The organism is Streptomyces sp. Xyl84 (genome assembly GCF_059731885.1).
On the sequence record NZ_AP029184.1, the window covers coordinates 130,380 to 149,870 of the forward strand.

Here is a 19,491-nt window from a genome sequence, read left to right on the forward strand (position 1 = left end):
CGCGGGGGTAGCTCCCGTGCCCTTATTACCGGTCATAGCGCTGGTGAGTCGTCCCCGCGCCCGCGGGGGTAGCTCCTACGAGGACATCGACACCGCCGGCACCGACCTGTCGTCCCCGCGCCCGCGGGGGTAGCTCCGAGATCGCCGGGCCGCATCTCGCCCGGCTTGAGTCGTCCCCGCGCCCGCGGGGGTAGCTCCTTCACCTGGCGCAGGTTGCCCAGGCCCGTCGAGTCGTCCCCGCGCCCGCGGGGGTAGCTCGGTCACCGGGGTCGGGGACGCCACGATCATCGAGTCGTCCCCGCGCCCGCGGGGGTAGCTCATCTGCGAGTGATCCCGTCCGGTTTCCGCGCCCGTCGTCCCCGCGCCCGCGGGGGTAGCTCGTCGGTCAGCAGCCGCGCCATGAGGTCGACCAGGGTCGTCCCCGCGCCCGCGGGGGTAGCTCCGAGGATCTGACCCGCGCGGCGCGGTCCATGGTGTCGTCCCCGCGCCCGCGGGGGTAGCTCCTCCGAGATCGGCTCGTCCTCGACGACCGCCCGGTCGTCCCCGCGCCCGCGGGGGTAGCTCAGCCCTCCGGGGCGTCCGCGGGGCATGGCCTACGTCGTCCCCGCGCCCGCGGGGGTAGCTCCCTCGGCGCGGCCGCCTACTGCCTCCACCTCCAGCACCTGACCAACGGAGAGCTGAGGGAAGCGGACGCCTGGTGGGCGAGGGTCGAAGACGCCTTGGTCGACGCGGAGGGTGACGACCTGAGCATCGGCGAGAGGACGACGCTGATCGAGGTGCTGGAGAACTTCGCCGGGTACCGCGCCCGCACCGGCGCTCACCGGGTGGTCCCCATCGGCGGCCTACGGGAAGAGGTCGACCGCCTGGCCGACGACGACGGCCTGCTGGGCCGGCCCGACCGCCGTCTCGCGGACCGCCTGCGCGAACTCACCAGCCACTGACCGCGACCCACCGCCGAAGGGAGCCTTCCCGGGCACCGCTCTGACCCGGGTGGCTCCCTTCGGCATGTTCCCCAGAAGGGATTGGCTTCCCTGACCACTTCCCCTGCTTCGCCGAACGACCAGCGGCCCCCCTCCCGGCGCCGCCCGTGGACCCGGGCTCAGCGCCGCGCTGCCGCAGGGCACTTCGTGCGCGGTCTCGCCTACGGCACCGGGCTGGCCATCGCCAGCTTGGTCAGCTACTGGATCCAGCAGATGGTGTGACCCCAGGCGTCGGAGCCGCCGGGCACCGGTCAGTCGCCCTCGTGGGGCAGGCCGTCGTCCAGGACAATGCGGATCGTCTCGCCCTGCCCGGCGACACCGGTGAGTTCGGCGGCGATGCGGTTGTAGGTGGTCATGGCCAGTGCCCAGTCGCCCTGCAGCGGGGGGGCGGTGGAGCGGGTGTTCCACAGCTCGATGAGCAGGGCGATGAGGGAGCGTCCGGACAGGACGGTCTGGACGCGCCCTTCCTTGATGTCCTCGACCGAGGGCGGGGTGCGGAAGTGGCTGTGGTCGACGGCCAGGGCGGCGAGCCACTCCCAGGTGTCGCGGTGCGCGATCAGTTCGGAGGAGGCCACACCGGCGGCCTTCAGCAGCAGGACGCCGTGGGCGACCTGTGGATCCACCGCGCCGGCGGATGCCTGCGGAGTGGCGGCAGAGGGCTGACCGGCAGGGGCGCCGGTGCCCTGGTAGGCAGCCTCGATGGCCCTCTTCAGCGCGAGGTCCTGGTCCTCGCCGGACTCGGGCTGCGGCCGGTGCCCGGTGTTCTCCATGGTTCCCCCCTGGGAGTCGGTGTCGGTTGAGACAGGCGGATGACCTTCGGTGTCGGCGTACGTGCCGTAGCCGGCCTCGGGTTCGGGTAGCTGTGCACTCTCCCCGGGATAGGCCTGCGTGCCCTCGCCGGGCGGGCCACCCGCCCCCTCGGACGGAACGAAAGGACGCAGAAAGTCGACAAGGTCCAAGAGCTGCCGGAGCTCGCCTCGCGTCTCGTTCAGGTCGCTGATCATCCGGTCCTGACGGCGACGGACCTCCCGGTTCTCCTCCCGCAATCCGGTGACACCCGCCTGGAGCTGCTCCAGGATCTTCAGGCGGCTCTGCGTGACGTCACCGTGCAGCGCGGTCAGCCCGACCGTCGGGTCATCGAGACGATCGAGACGTGCGAGTTGCTGTCGTATCGCCTCCAGTTCCCTCATGGCCTCGCCGAACGCTTCTTTCCACCCCACGTGACCCCCTGATTACTCGGAGCATGTGACCGCCCATATCTCCCCACCGGGACTTGAGGTGACGCGACGGTTTCCAGCCCTTCCCTGGCCTGCTGTCGTCCGATGTGGCCAAGCCCTCGTTCGTGCCCTGCACCATGAGCCCGCGGATGAACTGGGCGAGGGCTGCAAAGACGGGGAAGATCACCCTTCCGCCCGGTGTCGTGGGGTCGAGCCGTTCGTGCAGCGAGGTGAAGCCGACCCCGCGCACGCGCAGGGCGGCGACCATGTTGCGCACGGGTGGCCGACTGAGTGTTCGGCGGTCAGCACGCTTTTGGCGTGCTGGCACGCGTCCTACCCTCTGGCCATGCCTTGGACAACACTGGCCAGTGCCGTAGTCGGCGCCTGGAACAGGACGACCGCCTCATCAGCGCACGACGTGTCCCGTACGGCGAGTACCTCGCGTGTCTCCCTCAGGCCCGTAACGACTTCCGTAGCCTGGCCCGCAACCAGACCGTGGACCTGGCCGAACGAGAGCGCTCCGCCCGCGACAGCTTCGCTCCGTGCTACGGCGTGCGCTACCAGATGTCGATCACGGCCGCGACGAACGTGTCCGTCGCATCCGAGAACGCTTTTCGCCGGCTCCGTGACATGCGGGATCTCGCCGGGCGGGCACCCTCGCTGGGGACGAGGCGTACTCGCGTGGCCGCGCCGAGTACGAGGCTGCACTTACTCGACTTCGTGACGCCATGCGCCTCGACCTCGGGGCCGACCGGGAACCCACGGTGGCTGGATGACCAAGCACTACTAGTCGTTCGTCACGGTGGTGCCACGCTGTCGCTGTGTGCGGTCGAGGGGCTGCGGGAGGGCCTTCTCCCGCAGGACAAAGTGGCCGCCGTACGGGAGATGGAGCAGGCCGGCCGCAAGGTGCTGGTGGTCGGCGACGGCGTCAACGACGCCCCCGCACTCGCCGCCGCCCACACCGGCATCGCCATGGCCCAGGCCGGCTCCGACCTGGCCCTGGAGACCGCCGACGCCGTCGTCGTCCGCGACGAACTGGCCACCATCCCCACCCTCGTCCGCCTCTCCCGACGGGCCCGCACGCTCGTGGTGCAAAACCTCGTGATCGCCGCAGTGTTCATCACCGGCCTGGCCATCTGGGACCTGGTGGGCACCCTGCCTCTGCCGCTCGGTGTCGCCGGCCACGAAGGCTCCACCGTCATCGTCGGCCTCAACGGCCTGCGCCTGCTCGCCGACGGCGCCTGGCGCCGCGCCCGCGCCGCCGGGGACGCCGAATGAGTCGCCGCGCCCGCAAAACCGCCCCCACCACAGGGGGCGGCCCGCTGCACCGTCCCCGTCTGCCGCGGCTGCTGCTGCGGCACGGTCAAGATCCGGCAGCATTGACCACGCCGCGCAGCTGGCCGGGCTGCGCCGCGCGCTGGAGGGGACCACGCAGATGCGGGTGACCGGCTGTCTGGACGCCTGCGAGCACGCCAACGTCATCGTCATCCAGCCCTGCGCCGCCGGACGGGCCGCCGGCGGGCGCCCGGTCTGGCTGGGCCTGGTCAACGACCCCGACGCCGCCGACGACATTGCCACCTGGATCCCGGCGGGCGGCCCCGGGCTCGCCGACCCGCCCGGCGTGCTCGACCTGTACGCCTTCACCCCCTCCCGCCGTATCCGCCAAGCCGTCGACGACTGGCCCCTGCCCCTGCGGGACCAGTGCTGGCACCGCGTGCCCCGGGCGCTTCGGCGGCGACGGTCAGTGTCCCCTGGGGACGTACATGCTCAGAGCGCCGCGGTTCCCCCGAGCCGACTTCGGTCCGGGACGCCTGTTGTGTGTCGGCCCCGGGGGCTGGTCTAGTCCGTGTGCTCCCTGCGGTGCCAGCGGGTCCAGGCGCGCGCCGCTCCCCAGGCGACTGCGGCCACGATGAGACCAGCGATGACGTTCTCGATGATGTTGTTCATGGGCATGCCTTCTAGGCGTCGGGCGGCACAGTGGCCGTGCCGACGCCGGGTTGTGGGGCGCTGGGTCGGGTTACTGAGTTTGTTGGCGTGTTGTCGTTGGGGCTGACGGGGTGTGATCGTCGCGGTATGCCGGTTGTATGAGGTATCCGCAGGGTGGTGGGCTGACGCCTGAACGGCAGGCGTTTCGTGAGCGGATCCGGATGGAGGCCGCCGAACGGTTCGGCGCCGGCGCCTCCAACGCCGAGGTCGCCAAGGACTTACGGGTGAGCGTGCGCTCCGTTCAGCGGTGGCGCCTGGCCTGGCAGGACGCAGGCGCGGGCGGTCTTCGCTCGATGGGTCCGGTGTCGCTGCCCAAACTGAGCGAGCAGCTGTTCGCGGTACTGGAACAGGAGCTGGCCAGGGGCCCGGTCGCACACGGCTGGCCGGACCAGATCTGGACGCTGACGCGGATCAAGACGCTGATCGGGCGCCGGTTCCACAAGAGCATGTCCCTCTCGGCCATCGCGAAGATGCTGCACCGGCACGGCTTCAGCCACCAGGTCCCCGCCCGCCGCGCTGTGGAGCGCAACGAAGAAGCCGTCACAGGCTGGGTGAAGGAGACCTGGCCCCACGTGGAAACACCGCGGCGGCGCTCGGGGCCTGGCTGTGCTTCGAAGACGAAGCCGGCTTCTCGATGACGCCGCCCACCACGCGAACCTGGGCCCAGCGCGGTCACACACCCCTCATCCGCGTGCGGGGACGCTCCCAGCGCCGCTTCTCCATCGCGGCCCTGGCCTGCTACAAGCCGGGCGAACGCTCACGCCTGATCTACCGGCCCAAGCGGCACGTCGATCACAAGCGGGGCGGCAGACGCAGTTTCACCTGGACCGATTACCGCGACCTGCTCATCGCCGCCCACCAGCAGCTCGGTGCCCCCATCGTGCTCGTCTGGGACAACCTGAACGTCCACAAGGACGCCCGGCTGAGAGCGTTCATCGACGCTCACGACTGGATCACCTGCTACTTCCTGCCGGCCTACGCCCCCGACCTCAACCCGGTCGAGGGCCTCTGGTCACTGCTACGACGCACCAGCCAGGCCAACACCGCCTTCACCGACCCAGACCACCTGATACGCACCCTCCGGCATGGCCTCCGCCAGATCCAGTACCGCAGCAACCTCATCGACGGATGCCTCGCCGAAACCGGCCTCACCCTGACGACACCACGCCAACAAGCTCAGTAGCGGGCCATGAGTCCGGTAGGCAATCGGGGGTGGCGCAGGAAGGCCCGGGCTTCTTGTCGCATGGGGATCTCGCGGGTGAAGTTCGGTGCGAGTTCGGTGCGGTGCCGGACCGGCTGGGGTACGTGCCGGTCCGGCCGGAATCCGAGCAGGCGGGCGAAGGCCCACCATGCGCGGGAGTCGGCGCTGGGGCCGGTCGCCGCGTGGTGGGCGGCGAGAAGGTGCGCGGCGAGTGCGTCGCCGGCGCCGGCGGCGAAGCGCCACCAGTAGGTTGCGGACTCGCGTTTGTCGAGGCTGTAGAGCAGGCATCCGAAGGTCCGGGCGCCGGCCTCGTCGTAGTCGGCTGCGAATGCGGCGAGAGTGTCGATCTCCGTGGAGCACAGGACGGTGTTGCACAGCTCTGTCACGTAGCTGAAGGCAAGGTACTGGCTGGCTTTGAGGTCGACGGGATTGATGGGAGTCGGCCGCCGTCGGCGCGACCGCGGCGGCCGGAGATGGGGGCGCGCCCCAGGCCGGACTGTCCGCGGTGACGGGCCGGGGGTCGGCGGTGCGAGCTGAGTGATCTCCGCGCTCTCCTCCGTGTAGAGGGGATCCGCGTCGGCGGCCGTGCCCGCGGACGCGTACTGGACGCGTGCGGGCCGCCTGGCCTCGGATGCGATCCGCGCTGCGAGACGCTGCATGAAGTCCTCGGTGCTGTGACACAGGACCTGTGCGCGGATCGCCTCGGCCTGGCGGGCCAGCAGTTCCGCCGCGCCCCCCGTTCCCGCTCCGTCCGGGAATTCGTCCGGTCCGGCGGCCCCGGAGGGGCCGTCCTCGGCCCCTCCGGGGTGACGAGCGGCCTTCTCGTGGACAGTTCCGGTCTGCTGGTTCAGGAGGTCTTCCGGCATCAGGAGTCCCCTTTCTCCTCTGGAAGTTCCGTGAGCATGTGCTCCAGCTGTTTCCGCCCGCGGAACGCGTTGGTCTTCGCTGCGCTCTCGGTGATGCCGACGATCTCGGCGACCTGGGCGTAGGGCAGTTCCCCCAGTACGTGCAGCTGCACGCACTGGGCCTGGACGGGCGAGAGGATCTCCAGTGCCTCCATCGCCCTGTCGAGCCGGTCGTAGCGGCCCAGCTCCATCAGGTATGAGCTCATGGGCATCTCGGGTACCAGGTGCTCGCAGTCGGAGCGCCGGACGCTGCGGCGGGAGTAGTCGGTGATCGAGTCCTGCAGCATCTTGATCGCGAGTCCCGTCGGGTTCGCGGCGGCGCGGATGCGTTCGATCCTTCGATGCATGTTCAGTACGGCGTTCATGACGGCGTCTTCGGCATCATGAGGGTTGCGGAGTCGGTAGGTGGCTATGCGCATGAAGAGGTCCATGTGCTCCCGGAAGAAGCGCTCACCCTGGGGGTCGATTCCCGAGGGTTCGGGGTCGGGCCCCACCAGGTCGTGTTCTTTGCCGAACGGATCGTTCATCGGTCCCCCCGCGCTGCCGGGCTGTCGCCGGGGTGCGGCGGCGCGGCCGGACGGCGCCGGGAGAGCCACCGGTCACGCCGACGTTGACCGAGGATGGAGCAAGCCTGGTCGTCGGTGCCGACGGCAGGCTGTTCGATGGCTCCGGAGCACGCAGTGGTCGTCCGATAGGCGCAGGCCGAGCCGTGCGTGTACCGGGTCCGAATGGGCCCCACGAAGCCTCCTTCTTGATCCAGATCGAAGCCCGGCGGCGACGGGGCCGGCCGGACGGAACAGCGTCGCGTTCCGCCCTGATGCCGATCCAGACCCCCGTCCTGGTTACAGCCAGCCCCGACTTCTTCGCACACACCGTCATCGGATCATCACAATTAGTCGCTCTACCAGCAGCGATGCGTATAGAGAGTGATCCACATCACAAGTGCGCCGGGTGGCCGGGTCCGGCGTACGCCCCCGGCGCAGTCCGCTCGGCGTGCCCCGTCCTGGCCTGATCATCGGGTCCGGGGCCGGGTGCCCTCTGTCGCCGGGCGCGGCCGGCGCCCGGCAGGTGGCCGCGCGCGCCAAACGACGGGGCGGGCGCATCTGGTGGCGGGGAAGCGTGAGGAGGACCCGGCGGGGTCGTCGAACAACCTGCGCGGTGACGTGCTGCGCGTGCTCGGGGTGCTGAAGGTCGCCCCGGTCGAACAGATCCCACAGATCACGGAGGCCGCTCCGCACCTCCTGGCCTCCCTCGTCACCGCCCCGTCCCTCGTGCTGCCGGACCAGTGCGGCTAACCGAGCGTCTGGATGCTTTGGACGACGCGGCGCAGCACTTCGCCGCCCGGCGGCGTCCTGCCAACACCCGCCGCGCCTCGGTGCGCTGGGCGGCCAGGCCGGGCATCAGGGCTGCGGGCGGGACCGGGACGGTGTGGGAGATGGCCTTGGGCCACGCGCAGGAGATTGCGGCGTGACGCCGGCACCGGTCGGCGTGATCGGCGCCGGAGCGGTCGGACAGACGGTGGCCGCCACCCTGCCTGGGCGGCTGCCGGTTGCCTCCCGCGTCCTGGACCAAGCGGTGGCGCTCGCTGCCGACCTCGACGACATGCGCCACGCCACGGCCTCCTGGGGTGCGGATCCAAGCCTGCGACGTGGAGGGCCTGGCCGACTCCACGGCCGTCGTCGTCGCCGTGCGCGCCGCCTTCACCAACACCAGCCCGACGTGCGCATGGCCGGCGCCGCGGCGAACGCCCCCGCCGTCCGTGCCCTCGCCACCTGCCTGCGCGGCTACCGGGGCACCGTGCTGATGGTCACCAACCCCGTCGACGTGATTACCCGGCTGTTCGCCGAGACCTCCGGCTGCCCGCGCGTGTACGGCATCGGCTCGAACCTCGACTCCGCCCGCTACCGGCTCACCCTTGCCCGCCTCCTCGACGTGCCGGCCGAGGCCGTGCGCGGGCACGTGATCGGCGAACACGGCGACGGCGCCGTGGTCTGCGCATCGTCGACCACCGTCAACGGCACGCCCGCCACCGTCCCCCTGCCGCGGGTACGCGCGGAACTGCGTACCCGCCCCGGACGGATCAGCGCCGGGGTCGGCCGCACCCGCTCCGGTCCCGCCGGTGCCGTGCTCTCCACCCTGCGCAAGGCCCTGGGCTTGGTCGACGGCACCGAGGAACTGACCTGCCACCACCGCGGTGACGGGCTCGGAATTCCGTTGCGCTTCACCTCCGGCCAGCCCGTAGCGTGCCTGCCTTCCCTGGATGCGGACGAAGACGCGCAACTGGCCGCGACCCTCATCAAACTCCGTGGCGCCTACCAGGCGCTCGGCCTACCTGCCCCATCCCCAACCTTCATGGAGACGACGTGAGTACCCCCACCGCCACCCGGCTGCAGGCCGCGGACGCGAGCGTGACCGTACTCAGCAACACCGCCTTCGTCACCGACTGGGCCCGACGTTACTTCGGACCGTGGTGGAACGCCTTCGAGGTTCCCGCCAGCAGCGTCTGCGCCGGGCCGCTGGTCACGGCCGACCTCGACGAAAAGGCGTACACGGACCTCGCCGCGCTGGTCGACTCGTGCCCCCACGACGAGGTCACCTACGCCAAGGCCCGGCTGCTGCTCGCCCGGGACAGCACCGGCACCGTCACCGGCGTCTCCCCGGACGAGGGCCTCGCCTACCGCTCCGAGCAGCTCGGCGGCCACGTCCACCTCGCCGGCCGCACCGCCGAGCCGCTGGCACTGGCCACCGCGCGGATCGCCCGGGAGATGATCCGCGCGGCCCTGCTGCGTGACGGCTGGACGCTGCTGCACGCCTCCGCCCAGGGGCCCGGCCGGAGGTCCGTCGCGTCCTCCGGCAGGGCCTCTGGAGCGTAGAGGGCTTCAGGAACGGGGCGGCAGGGTGACGGCGTCGGTTCGGGAGAGGACGAGGTCGCTCATCTCGGTGACGGGCCCGTGCCACCGGATCGCGGGTGCGGGCTGTGCGAGGGCGGCCGGGTAGCTGGCCGCGGCGTAGTCGTTGGCGAGCCGGTAGACGTGGAAGCCGTGCTCGCGCAGGGGGCCGAGGACGTCGTCGACGGCCTGGCCCTGTTTGGCGAGCAGCCTGGGAGTGACCTCGATGCCCAGCTCGGCGTCGTCGCGCAGCCGGGGCAGGAGCGGGGCGAGTCCGCGCACGGCCGCCGCCTCGCCCCCTTCGACGTCGAGCTTGATCAGGCGGGCGGCGGCGAGTTCTTCCTTGGTGAGCAGGTGGGGCAGCGGCGCCGCGTCAGCCTCGAACGAGGCTTCCACGGTGCGGGGGCGGACGGCGGTGGTGCCGCCGAGGTTGGTGGAACGCTCCAGGTAGAAGGTCATCCGTCCCACGGCGTCGGAGACGGCGGCGTTGACGGTGCGGACGTTGCCGCACCCGTTGGCCGCGAGGTTCGCCGTCAGCGCCCGGTGGAAGGCGGGGGACGGCTCGATGGCGACGACCCGGCCGGCGGGCCCGACGAGCCGGGAGGCCAGCACCGTGAAGTAGCCGGTGTGCGCGCCCGCGTCCACCACCGTCTCCCCCGGAGTGAGGCGGGCGCGCATCCAGGCGGTCAGGTGCGGCTCCCACGCGCCGAACAGCCACAGATAGCGCTGGATGACGTCGCTGGTCACCGCAGGGAAGACCGCGCCATCCCCGGTGCGGGCGGTCGCCGTGAGCGGGTGCTGCTTGAGGTGGTCGCTCAGCCGGGTGGCCATCTGCGGCTTGCCGAGTCGGCCGGGGGCGTACCGCACATACGCCCGCAGAGCATGCAGCAGGGGCGGAGGGATCACGGGGTGACCTCCTGGGTGAGGGTGCGGCCGATCCGGCCGCACGGCGAGGGGTGAGGGTGGCAGGCTGGGCGCAAGGAGTCCTCACGGGCGAAGGAGGAGCGCGGGTGAAGACGGCAGCGGCCGGGCCGGTGGTGTATCTGCTGGTCGGGCTGACCGGGTCGGGCAAGACCACGTACGCCAGGCGGCGGCTGGAGCCGGCCGGGGCGGTGCGGCTGTCGGTGGACGAGCGGGTGCACGCCCGGCACGGCCGCTACGGCGTGGACTACCCGGAGCGGGACTACTTCGCGCTGGAGGCCCCGGTGGTCGCCGAGGTCCGCGCCGAGCTGGTCGAGCTGGTCGCGGCCGGGCAGGACGTTGTGCTGGACCACGGGCTGTGGACCCGGGCTGCCCGCAACGAGTGGAAGAAGCTCGTCGAGGAGGCGGGCGGGCGCCCGCGGCTGCTGTACTTCCCCGTCCCCCGCGAGGAGCTGCTGCGGCGCCTTGCCGAGCGCAACCAGCGTGAGGACGGCAACGCGTTGACCGTCACCGAGTCTGCGCTGGACGACTTCTACGCCCGCTTCGAGGCCCCTCACGACGAGGGTGAGGAGATCATCGAGCCCGGCTCCTTCTGACCCGTCGCGGCCGTCGGGGGCCGCCATGTGGTGACCAGGCGCGTCGCCTCCGCCTCCCACCAGCCGGGCATCGCCGTCATCGAGACGGGCCGGAGGTTCAGGTGCGGGGAGCCGACGGCGATGCGGCCGCCGTGCCGCTTCAGGTGGTCCAGCATGCGCCGGGCCTCGGCGAGCCGGGCCGGGGAGGCGGTCTTCCAGGTGCCGTCCGCCGAGTGCTCCGCCCGCTGCTCGACGTCCTGTCGTACTCCCTCGCGCCACTTGAAGTGGTGGACCACGACCGGGGGCCGGTTGGCGGGGCGGTGTCCCTCGGCGCGGTGGTTGCCGGACGCCACCGGGACGCTGGAGTGCGCGAGCACGATCTTGCGGGGGTCGCCGCGCAGCAGGTAGTGGGTGAGGAAGCCGCCGAGCGGATAGGCGGCGTCCAGGCCCGCTTGCGGGTCGAAGCCGGTCAGGGCGCCGTCGGCGTCGACGCGGTCGAGTATCAGTCCGCCCACCGTGCCGGTGCCCGACCTCTCCGCCGCGGCCAGGACCTGGTCAAGCGGGGCGGGGTAGGCGTGGAACTCGTCGGAGTCGGCGAGCAGGTGCCACCCGGCGCCGGCACGCTCGCGCAGGGCGTCCCGCAGATGGGGGTTGGTGTGCTCGTGCCACGGCCCGCAGCTCACCGCGGGCGGAACGATCCCGAGCTCGCGGCAGACGGCCTGCACCTGGTGGCGTCGCTCCGGGGCGACGTGCTCGGGGAAGTGGAAGGCCAGGTGGAACCGCTCGATGCCCAGGGTGCGGTAGTGGTGCACCCAGGCGGTCAGCAGGGCGGGCTCGACGGGGCCGACGACGGCGATCAGCGGGGGCAGGGCGGGCACGGTTGCGGCTCCTTCAGCTCGGTGAGGAAGGCGGTCTGCTCGGCGGCCGTGGGCACGTTCAGCGCGGCGGCCGTGTGCGGGGCGGGCCGGGGCAGCGGGGACCAGGCCAGCTCCCGCAGGAGGTCGGCCAGCGCGGTGCCGTCGCCGGTCGGGAAGAGGCGGGCCCAGTCCTGCCCGGCGAGGGCCTTGGTCAGGTGCGGTTCGTGGTCGGAGACGATCAGCGGGACACCCAGGCGGACCGCGTCGATGACCAGCCCGGATTCCTTGCCGACCCCGGGTCGGCGGGCGACGAGGGTGGCGTCTCCGGCGGCGTAGACGGTGCGGATCTGGCCCTCGCTCGCCGGGCCGGGCACCGTGTGCAGCTGCACCTGGGGCAGGGTGCCCCACCGGCGAAGCACCGCGTGGTCGAGCGGGCTGCCGGCGACCAGCAGGTGCACGGGAACGTCGAGCTGGGCCAGGGCGGTGCCGATGACGTCTGTGTCCTTGTACGGCCACCAGCCGCCGACCAGGCACACGACCGCCTCGGCGGCCGGGATGCCGAAGTCCTCCCGGGCCCGGACGCGTTCGGCGTCGGTGAGCCGGTCTCCGGGGTCAGCGACGGCGAAGGGCCGCACCTCGACCGGCAGGCGGGGGAAAGCGGTGGTCAGCTCGTCGCGTACGGCGTCGGTGGGGGTGAGCACCCGTACCCGCCGCTCGCTGCGGCGGGTCAGTCGGCTGGCCAGCCGCAGCGCGGCGTCCTCGGTGGTGACGACCTCGTGGACGAACCGGGTGTGCGGCCCGCTGAGCAGCCCGGTCGCGCCGTGCAGGGCCTCGCTGGCGCTGAGCACCACCACCGTGGCGGCGGGTCCGGCGAAGTGGTGGCCGGTGCGGATACAGGCGGCCTCGGTCAGGCAGCGGGCGACCAGCATGACCTGGTGGGGGAGGCGACGGACGACAGCAGGCCAGCGGCGGGAGGCGAACGCCCGCCGCCCGGCCGCGGCCGCTGCCGCGGCGGCGGTCCCGGCCGCCGTGAGCACGGCGGCCACCGCCCCGGCGGGTCCGGTGACGCGGGCACCGGCCTCGACCAGGGCGGCCCGGGTCTCGGCGGCGACGCCGTACGGGGCGACCACCAGCGTCTTGCCGTGTGCGGTCGCGAGCGCGGTCAGGGTGCGGTGACGGTGCCCGCCGAGGCGGTGGGCGCCCGGCTCGACAAGCACCAGGGTCGGGGCGGTCATCCGGCGATGGCCTGTTCGCCGTGCCCGGCGGTGAACCGGGCGTACAGCCATGCGGGGTCGTTGAGCTTGTCGAACCGGGCGGGGACGCGGGCCGCCTCACGGGCGAAGGCGACGCCTTCGCGAGCCCCGGAGACGGCGAACTGCGCGAACTCGCCCTCGCCCCCGGCCGTCCAGGCGGCGATCCGTTCGGCGGCTTCGGCGTCGTCCATGCCGTACTCGCTGCCGCGCGCGAGCATCGCGCACTCGCGGAAACCGGCCTTCCAGGCGTGGTAGGGGGACTGGTTGATGCGGGTGGTGCCGGCGATGTCCGCCACGAACTCGGTGCGGCCGGGCAGCGCGGCCAGCACGTCGACGGCGTCGCCGAGCTGCCGCAGGGCCGAGCGGCGGATCAGCTTCAGTCCGCCGTAGCCGTAGACGAGGCCGTTGAGGGGGTTGCGGGCCCGCCACACCCGCATCGACACGCCCTCGTCCAAAGGCTCGACGGTGGGCAGGGTGAACTCGGTGGCGATGACGAAGTCGGCGTCGGCGAGCAGGAACTGTTCGGCGTCCACGATCTCGGCGGCCAGCCGGTAGGCCCGGCGCATCCCCTGCACCCCGTGCAGCCGCTTCACCTGCAGGCCCAGGACACGCTGGAGGCGGGCGTGGAGCCGGTCCGCGAGCGGTTCGTCGTAGGACAGCATCACCGCGTCGAACAGCCTGGTCATCGCAGGGCCTCCAGGTAGCGGGCGGCCACGGTGGTGGGGGCGAGGTCGGCGGTGGAGGCGTGGGCGCGCTTGGCGTGCACCCGGTAGAACTCGGCGTCCGTGGCGAGCCGGGCGGCGATGGACAGGGCCTGGTCGGCGGTGTCGAAGAGGAGTTCGGGGTCGATGTGCTCGGCCAGCCATCCGGTGCGCGGGGCGATGACCGGCAGGCCCATCCCCTGGCAGTCGATCACGGACATCGACCACGGGCAGCCGGCGCGGAACGGCGCGATGCCGAAGTGTGCGCCGGCCAGCAGGTTGCGGTAGCGGACGCGGTCGCCGCGGTCGGAGGCGATGGTGACGCGGGGCAGGGCGGCGAGCTGGTCGCGGTGGTGTTCGGGGCTGGCATCGAGCCGGACGCGCTCGGGGCTGCGCTTGCCGAACAGGTCCATCACCGTCAGCTTGACGGGTGCCTCGGCGACCAGGCGGCGGGCCAGGGCGGTGAACTGGGCGGTGCCGTAGTGCGCGTAGAGGCGGTGGTTGTACATCCCCACCGCGCCGTCCCTGTTCGGGGGTTCGACGTCGGCGGGGTCGCGGACCAGGCGCTCGTCACGCGGGGCGGGAACGACGTGCAGCTTGTCGGTGAGATCGACGCCCATGCGGCCGGCCGCCGCCGTGGTCCAGGTCGCGGCGGTGGAGGAGTGGACCAGGACGCGGTCGCAGGCGGCCAGGCCCGCGGCGAATGCCAGGAGCACGCTTTGGCCCAGGCCGCCGTCGTTCAGCGACGCATCGAGCTGGAGGGTCCCGGCGTCGGTGAAGGAGAACGGCAGGTAGTGGCAGTAACCGGCGACGGCTGCGTCCACGCGGGCTTCCAGCAGGGCGGCGCGGATCGCGGGGGCGGCCTCGATCTGGTTGGCGATCACCACCTCCGGCCGGTTCCTGCGCACGAGGTCCACCAGGGCGTCCATGCCGGGGTCGAGGCGGGCCCGGTACTTCGTGGCCGGTGACGGGGTGGGCTCGGAGCGGACCCGGCCGTCACCGGCCGCGGCCGGGGCTGCGACGGTGACCTCGGCTCCGGCATCCGTGAGAGCCGGAGTGAGCAGGTCGGCGAAGGTGAACCCGGAGTCGGCCGCCAGCCGCTGGGGGTTGGAGATGTTGAGCAGGTACAGCACACGCATCCGTGCATCCCTCCCGCCGGACCGGGGGTCGAACCGGGCCGGTGAGGGGAAGGAAACCGGCGGCAGGGACCGTGACGGGATGGTGAACTTAGATCACTCACGGTTCACTCACCTACTCATCCGGCAGCCAGAGCGGGGGCTTTGATGGACGCCCAAGACGACACGGTCACCGTGGAGCAGGCCGCCGAGAACTTCGCGGCGGAGATCGCCTACTGGCGCGAGGTCCGCAGCATGTCCAAGAAGACGCTGGCCGCGGCCATGGGCTTCGACCCCTCCTACGTCAGCCACATGGAATCCGGCAGGCACAAGCCCACCGAGGACTTCGCCCGCCGCGCCGAGGAGACACTGAACGCGGGAAGGGCGATCTGGCGGCGCTGGTGCGAATACGAGACGGCCAAAGCCCGGTCGGTGAAGGCGGTCGTGCCGCCGGCCCCGCGCCGGGCCGAGCAGCCGTACGCGACCGGGACGGCGCTGGTCGTCGAGCACGACGCGGCCCGCCTTGACTACGACGGACACCTCTACCGGCTGTCGATGCGCCGGCTGCTGCGCAACACCGGCCACGAGCCGATCACCCGCTACCTGATCCGCATCAGCGTCGACCGCTACCCCGGCGAGCCGGAACGCTCCAACGCCCACTACCGCACCCACCCGCTGACCTGGGGTGAACTCGCGCTCACGGCGACCTGCCGGGGCGAGAGGATGCGCTGGGAGGCCAAGCACGACCGGGACGCATTCAAGGAGGTCTGGCTGCTGTTCGAAAACGACCAGGGCCGCTTCCCGCTCTACCCCGGCGAGTCGGTGTGGATCGAGTACGCCTACTCGGTCGGGGACGAAAAGTGGGGCCGCTGGTTCCAGCGCGCGGTGCGACTGCCGACCGAGCACCTGGAAGTCACCCTCGCCTTCCCCGCCGCACTCGACCCGGTCGTGTGGGGCACCGAGACGTCCATGACCGCCGAAGCCGCCCCGCTGCGGACCGCGCCCGTCCGCACCGAGGAGGCCGGGATGCGGGTGTTCACCTGGACAACCACCAGCCCGGCCCTGCACGCCCGCTACCGTCTGGAATGGCGCCTGCGCGCCCGATCCGAACAGGACACGAACCAAGAGGAGTTCCGGTGACCGTGGTGCAGCCCAGCCAGCGGATGCGCGAGATCGGCGTCGTGCAGTACGGCGCACCCGTCCTCGCCGAAGTGGCCCGGCCCTTTGGCCTGCCTGCCGAGCGCGAGGCCGCCGAGCACACCATCGAGATGCTGTTCGCCGCGATGGAGCGCATCGGCCGGGTCCACCCCTTCGCCAAGGGTATGGGGCTGGCAGCTCCCCAGATCGGCATCGGCCGGGCCGCCGCCGCCGTCCAGCCCCCGGGCCGCGATACCCGTGCCATCGTGCTGCTCAACCCGCGGATCACCGAACGCTCCGAGGAAGCGGACGAGCAGTACGAGGGGTGCCTGTCCTTCTTCGACGTGCGCGGCATGGTCCCCCGGCCGCTGACGATCACAGTGGAGACCACCGCCCTGGACGGCACCACGGTCACCACCGTCTACGAGCGCGGGCTGGCCCGCCTCGTCCATCACGAGATCGACCACCTCGACGGGCTGCTGTATCTGTCCCGGATGCGGCCCGGTGTGGAGCCGATCGGCGTTGACGAGTACCGGCAGACCGGCCGGGCCTGGTCCTACGACTCCTGACCATGGGCAAGCACTCCCGCCCCGGACCTCCGAACCAGCCGTCCCGCGCAGTCCCGCCCGTCGACGCCGACGATCCGCTCGCGGCGTAAACAAGCGGCGCCGCCCGCCGCTGGACGTCCACCGCCGGCACCGCCCGCTCCACGGCGGCGGCGGTCATCTCCGCCCCGACGAGCCGCGGGCCCTGGAGGAGCGGAACGGATTGGGCGCACAACTCCAAGGCCGACGGGCTGGTGACGGTCAAGGCCCTCATCGGCGACGGCAGCGCGGACAGCAGCCGCGCAGGCGGCCCGCTTTGACTGCGAAGGCGCAGTCGTCGGCACTGGCACCTGATCAGCCAGCGTCTCAACGAACCGCCGCCCGTCGAACGATTCCTGGCCAAGAACCGTGACGACCGCCCCGCCGGTGCTTTCAGGGCATGCCGGCGCTCCGCGAAATCGAGCGGAGGTACTTCGGGACTACGGCTTCCTTGAGGCTTTGACAGAACGGATGCCTGTGGCTGCCAGCAGTATCGCAGTGAGGGACCATGCAGGGACGCTGTTCGACGGATACAGGACCACAGCCCACCAGGCGTGGCTTCCTGCCGGGCCACGTCCTGCGACGATGCTGGCGATCAGCAGCATCATGCCCGTGGCGATACCTGATGCGCTGTTGCCCACCTGGGCGATCAGAAGACCGATGCAGGTCAACAGCATTACGTTGCGGGCGGTGTCGAAGCCTGTCACGAAACCAGCTGCGAGACACAGGAAGAACACGGATGCTACGAATGCCGCATCGATCAGCGCGACAGGCGCTGCAGCGGTCCGCTCTATGTGATCAACTCGTCGGTTGAGGCAGTACAGGACCGTGGAAGACACCAGCAGTGGAGTGAAGTAGGCCAGGGGCGCGACGCCACTGCCATTGAGAGCGGGCAGCTCGATACTGCTCGTTCCCGAGAGCTGGCATATCACTGCCATCAGGATGATTGCTCCAGCTGCGGCCCACCACTTCCGCACGGCTGTCACGTAGAGTCTCACCGCGCATCCTCCGCTTTGCAGGCATGGTTGAGGATCTGCTGCGTGAACCAGTCGGACTGCTGCTTCACCGGCTTGTCGAGGACAGGGCCTACCAGGCCCCACAACTGCGGATCGGTTTGCTTGCGGACCTCGTCCTTGTTGCCTGCAACGGCGGTGGCCCATACGAGTTCTGGGGCGGACGGGCCTCCGCATGACTGCTTTCCATGCTGGGCCGCGGTTCCCTCGACGGCCGATATTGCCATGACATCGGCGGCCGTGTGGTACGCGGCTTGCGGGTGAGCGGCTGGGAGTCCCCAGTGCAGTCGCCATACGCCCGGTGCGAGCTTCACTGACGGCGACAGGATCTCCATACGCTTCGGTTGTGTGACGCCGGCGGCGACCAGAGCGCTGAGCGGACCTTGGGTGCTGTGGCGGATTCGCGGAAGGTAGGAACGGTACTCTGGTGGAACGCAGATCTGCGGGGCGGTTCCGGAACATACGGAATCAACGGCACGGACCGTTGCCGGGTTGCCATAGCCCCATCCGCTCACCGCGGCGTATCCGGCGAGGAGCGCTGCTGCGGCGACACTGGCGCCGGCGGGGAGGAAGATACGGCGGGATTCGGTACGGGTGAGGAGCCATGCGACGGCTATCAGACAGCCGGTGAAGAGCCATGGCACGAAATAGATCTCGGGCCGGTGGACGTCGGTGATGGTTGACGTCCCGTCGATGAACCCGCCGAGGTGCCTCAGCCATGCGTTGTCCATCGCATGTGGCATCGCCAGCCAGGCCCAGCACAGGGCCGCTGCTACTGGTGCGGCAATGCTCCTGGGGAGACGTCCGCCGACGTACCACCCGATCACGGCCCACTCCGCAGGAACGATGATCACGTGGGCCAGTGCGGTCCATCCGGCACCGGAGGGAAATACTCCGGTGTTGACGCGCGCCAGGACGACGGCGAACACGAGAAGCGCAGCTTCCAGTGCGGCGACGGGGGCGCCGATGAACACGAGCAGCGACCATCGTGACCGCGCGGATGTGGTCAGCATGTGGCGTACGGGCCGTATACGCCCCGAGTCCCACGCGGCGCACGCGGCGACGGCCGGGGCGATGGTGGCCAGTGCATATATCGTGCTCTCACCCGACTGGATTCCGTAGTGTGACGGGGCGGTGGATACCGCACTCTGCATGTACAGGTATACGAACAGAGCGGCCGGCAGGAGGACCCAGGGGGCCGCCGAACGCCGCAGCTGATGCCAGATGATCACCTCGATCCTCCTTCGAGGACAGCGGTGTAGGCGTCTTCCGCGGCGCGTTCCGAGTGGATATGGGCGCCCGCATGAGCGAGGAACGCAGGGACGGGTCCGTTGAACAGGACCTCTCCTGCGTTGAACACTACGACATCACTGAAAGCTTCACTGATGTCGGCGATGTCATGGGTGGAGACGATCACATGCGTTTCGTTCCGCAGTGATGCAATGAGGTCGAGGAATGATCGGCGCTGCTTCGGGTCGAGTCCGACGGTGGGTTCGTCGAGGAGGAGGACCTTGGCGCGGTGGACGAGAGCCTGAGCAATTGCGACACGCTGCTGCTGCCCGCCGGACAGCTCGCTGACCTTCCGGTCCGCTTGCTTGCCAAGGCCTACACGTTCCAGTGCCTCGCCGGACGCGCTCGACGCGTCGCGCTGTGTCATGCCCTTCAGCCATCCCGCATAGGTGACGTGCTGACGGCAAGTCATCCCTGAGAGGAACGCGGGCTTCTGCGGGAGCCATGCCACTGCTGCGCGATAGGCCGCAGCCTGCTTGCGGTTCCACGGGCTCAGGCCGTTGAACGTCACGCGTCCGGACCGCGGACGCAGCGCGCTCGCCCCGAGCGACAGCGGTGTGCTCTTGCCTGCTCCATTGGGTCCCAGGAGAACGGTGGCTCCGGGAGCGAAAGCCAGATCGAGGCCCTGGATGACGTCATCACCTCCCCGATAGCGGAAGGTGCACTCGCGGAACGTGAGAGTCATGGCGGGCCTTTCTGCACGCCAGTTCCCCGCGACACAGTGTGCCACGGGGACCCGGCGAACTACCGATCAGTAGTAGACGGTGAGCGAGTCGACCGACACGGGGGCGTGGAGCGCGCCGACAGAAGGCACCGCGCACGTCCACGACTGGTCCACTCTCTTGACGCGGCGCGCTCCGCCCCCCAT

General features: G+C 70.9%; 19 protein-coding genes, 3 pseudogenes and 1 CRISPR repeat array (1 of these 23 cut by a window edge). Of the genes and pseudogenes, 10 read left to right on the top strand and 12 right to left on the bottom strand.

The window, feature by feature from the left end; translation table 11 throughout:
• A CRISPR array of direct repeats spans nt 1-625; the repeat unit is 28 nt; unit sequence GTCGTCCCCGCGCCCGCGGGGGTAGCTC (it extends 687 nt beyond the left edge of the window).
• A 94-nt stretch (nt 626-719) separates the two neighbouring features.
• Entirely contained in the window at nt 720-941 is a 222-nt protein-coding gene (locus AC6I72_RS38610; protein WP_498006683.1) for a hypothetical protein, read from the top strand.
• 81 nt (nt 942-1,022) lie between these two features.
• Complete coding sequence (locus AC6I72_RS38615; protein ID WP_498006685.1) at nt 1,023-1,202, top strand: hypothetical protein; 180 nt, start codon at nt 1,023-1,025, stop codon at nt 1,200-1,202.
• Between the two features lie 29 nt (nt 1,203-1,231).
• Here AC6I72_RS38615 and AC6I72_RS38620 read toward each other — a convergent pair whose 3' ends face one another.
• On the bottom strand, nt 1,232-2,200 hold the full coding sequence (locus tag AC6I72_RS38620; protein ID WP_498006687.1) for a hypothetical protein: 969 nt from the start codon (nt 2,198-2,200) through the stop codon (nt 1,232-1,234).
• A complete protein-coding gene (locus AC6I72_RS38625) occupies nt 2,115-2,465 on the bottom strand; it encodes a recombinase family protein (RefSeq protein ID WP_498006875.1) in 351 nt (116 codons plus the stop codon). Before AC6I72_RS38625 ends, AC6I72_RS38620 begins: the two co-directional genes overlap by 86 nt.
• Before the next feature lie 572 nt (nt 2,466-3,037).
• Here AC6I72_RS38625 and AC6I72_RS38630 point away from each other — a divergent pair.
• The 3 genes and pseudogenes from AC6I72_RS38630 to AC6I72_RS38640 form a co-directional block, all read left to right on the top strand.
• Nucleotides 3,038-3,475 (top strand): annotated as a pseudogene (locus AC6I72_RS38630) (HAD-IC family P-type ATPase); the annotation flags it as partial.
• Nucleotides 3,472-3,875 (top strand): annotated as a pseudogene (locus AC6I72_RS38635) ((2Fe-2S) ferredoxin domain-containing protein); the annotation flags it as partial. The pseudogenes AC6I72_RS38630 and AC6I72_RS38635, both read left to right, overlap by 4 nt.
• A gap of 406 nt (nt 3,876-4,281) precedes the next feature.
• A protein-coding gene (locus AC6I72_RS38640) for an IS630 family transposase (RefSeq protein WP_498006538.1) occupies nt 4,282-5,366 on the top strand; the annotation gives its coding sequence in 2 pieces (ribosomal slippage) (nt 4,282-4,807 and nt 4,807-5,366; 1,086 coding nt in all).
• On the opposite strand, the gene AC6I72_RS38645 is transcribed toward AC6I72_RS38640, so the two are convergent.
• Nucleotides 5,360-6,250 carry a hypothetical protein gene (locus AC6I72_RS38645; protein ID WP_498006689.1) on the bottom strand — a complete coding sequence of 297 codons (891 nt, stop codon included), beginning with the start codon at nt 6,248-6,250 and terminating at the stop codon, nt 5,360-5,362. The two genes, AC6I72_RS38640 and AC6I72_RS38645, sit on opposite strands and share 7 nt — an antisense overlap.
• Nucleotides 6,250-6,816 carry an RNA polymerase sigma factor gene (locus AC6I72_RS38650; RefSeq protein WP_498006691.1) on the bottom strand — a complete coding sequence of 189 codons (567 nt, stop codon included), beginning with the start codon at nt 6,814-6,816 and terminating at the stop codon, nt 6,250-6,252. The genes AC6I72_RS38645 and AC6I72_RS38650 overlap by 1 nt, the downstream gene beginning before the upstream one ends.
• A gap of 579 nt (nt 6,817-7,395) precedes the next feature.
• Here AC6I72_RS38650 and AC6I72_RS38655 point away from each other — a divergent pair.
• The 3 genes from AC6I72_RS38655 to AC6I72_RS38665 all read left to right on the top strand — a co-directional run bounded on the left by AC6I72_RS38655 (nt 7,396) and on the right by AC6I72_RS38665 (nt 9,162).
• Nucleotides 7,396-7,584, top strand: coding sequence for a hypothetical protein (locus AC6I72_RS38655; protein ID WP_498006693.1), 189 nt, complete (start codon nt 7,396-7,398; stop codon nt 7,582-7,584).
• Nucleotides 7,585-8,014: 430 nt separating this feature from the next.
• Nucleotides 8,015-8,656, top strand: coding sequence for a Rossmann-fold NAD(P)-binding domain-containing protein (locus tag AC6I72_RS38660; RefSeq protein ID WP_498006877.1), 642 nt, complete (start codon nt 8,015-8,017; stop codon nt 8,654-8,656).
• On the top strand, nt 8,653-9,162 hold the full coding sequence (locus AC6I72_RS38665) for a hypothetical protein (RefSeq protein ID WP_498006695.1): 510 nt from the start codon (nt 8,653-8,655) through the stop codon (nt 9,160-9,162). Before AC6I72_RS38660 ends, AC6I72_RS38665 begins: the two co-directional genes overlap by 4 nt.
• A gap of 6 nt (nt 9,163-9,168) precedes the next feature.
• Here the strand turns inward: AC6I72_RS38665 and AC6I72_RS38670 are convergent, their stop codons facing one another.
• Nucleotides 9,169-10,083, bottom strand: a complete 915-nt coding sequence (locus AC6I72_RS38670) for an FkbM family methyltransferase (protein WP_498006697.1) — start codon at nt 10,081-10,083, stop codon at nt 9,169-9,171.
• A 104-nt stretch (nt 10,084-10,187) separates the two neighbouring features.
• Between AC6I72_RS38670 and AC6I72_RS38675 the strand changes: the two genes are divergently transcribed.
• On the top strand, nt 10,188-10,694 hold the full coding sequence (locus AC6I72_RS38675) for an ATP-binding protein (RefSeq protein ID WP_498006699.1): 507 nt from the start codon (nt 10,188-10,190) through the stop codon (nt 10,692-10,694).
• On the opposite strand, the gene AC6I72_RS38680 is transcribed toward AC6I72_RS38675, so the two are convergent.
• The 4 genes from AC6I72_RS38680 to AC6I72_RS38695 are packed head-to-tail and all read right to left on the bottom strand — an operon-like array spanning nt 10,652 to nt 14,623.
• Nucleotides 10,652-11,551, bottom strand: a complete 900-nt coding sequence (locus AC6I72_RS38680; RefSeq protein ID WP_498006701.1) for a glycosyltransferase family protein — start codon at nt 11,549-11,551, stop codon at nt 10,652-10,654. The two genes, AC6I72_RS38675 and AC6I72_RS38680, sit on opposite strands and share 43 nt — an antisense overlap.
• Entirely contained in the window at nt 11,530-12,765 is a 1,236-nt protein-coding gene (locus tag AC6I72_RS38685; protein WP_498006703.1) for a glycosyltransferase family protein, read from the bottom strand. The genes AC6I72_RS38680 and AC6I72_RS38685 overlap by 22 nt, the downstream gene beginning before the upstream one ends.
• Entirely contained in the window at nt 12,762-13,469 is a 708-nt protein-coding gene (locus tag AC6I72_RS38690; protein ID WP_498006704.1) for a hypothetical protein, read from the bottom strand. The genes AC6I72_RS38685 and AC6I72_RS38690 overlap by 4 nt, the downstream gene beginning before the upstream one ends.
• Nucleotides 13,466-14,623, bottom strand: a complete 1,158-nt coding sequence (locus AC6I72_RS38695) for a glycosyltransferase family protein (RefSeq protein WP_498006705.1) — start codon at nt 14,621-14,623, stop codon at nt 13,466-13,468. Before AC6I72_RS38695 ends, AC6I72_RS38690 begins: the two co-directional genes overlap by 4 nt.
• Nucleotides 14,624-14,767: 144 nt before the next feature.
• Here AC6I72_RS38695 and AC6I72_RS38700 point away from each other — a divergent pair.
• A pseudogene (locus tag AC6I72_RS38700) lies at nt 14,768-16,305 on the top strand (peptide deformylase).
• Between the two features lie 455 nt (nt 16,306-16,760).
• On the opposite strand, the gene AC6I72_RS38705 reads toward AC6I72_RS38700, so the two are convergent.
• Genes AC6I72_RS38705 through AC6I72_RS38715 form a run of 3 tightly spaced genes read right to left on the bottom strand, consistent with a single transcriptional unit; the run spans nt 16,761 to nt 19,308 of the window.
• Nucleotides 16,761-17,318, bottom strand: coding sequence for a hypothetical protein (locus tag AC6I72_RS38705; protein ID WP_498006707.1), 558 nt, complete (start codon nt 17,316-17,318; stop codon nt 16,761-16,763).
• Complete coding sequence (locus tag AC6I72_RS38710; RefSeq protein WP_498006709.1) at nt 17,315-18,565, bottom strand: DUF7224 domain-containing protein; 1,251 nt, start codon at nt 18,563-18,565, stop codon at nt 17,315-17,317. The genes AC6I72_RS38705 and AC6I72_RS38710 overlap by 4 nt, the downstream gene beginning before the upstream one ends.
• Nucleotides 18,562-19,308, bottom strand: a complete 747-nt coding sequence (locus tag AC6I72_RS38715; protein ID WP_498006711.1) for an ABC transporter ATP-binding protein — start codon at nt 19,306-19,308, stop codon at nt 18,562-18,564. The genes AC6I72_RS38710 and AC6I72_RS38715 overlap by 4 nt, the downstream gene beginning before the upstream one ends.
• Nucleotides 19,309-19,491: the final 183 nt, after the last annotated feature.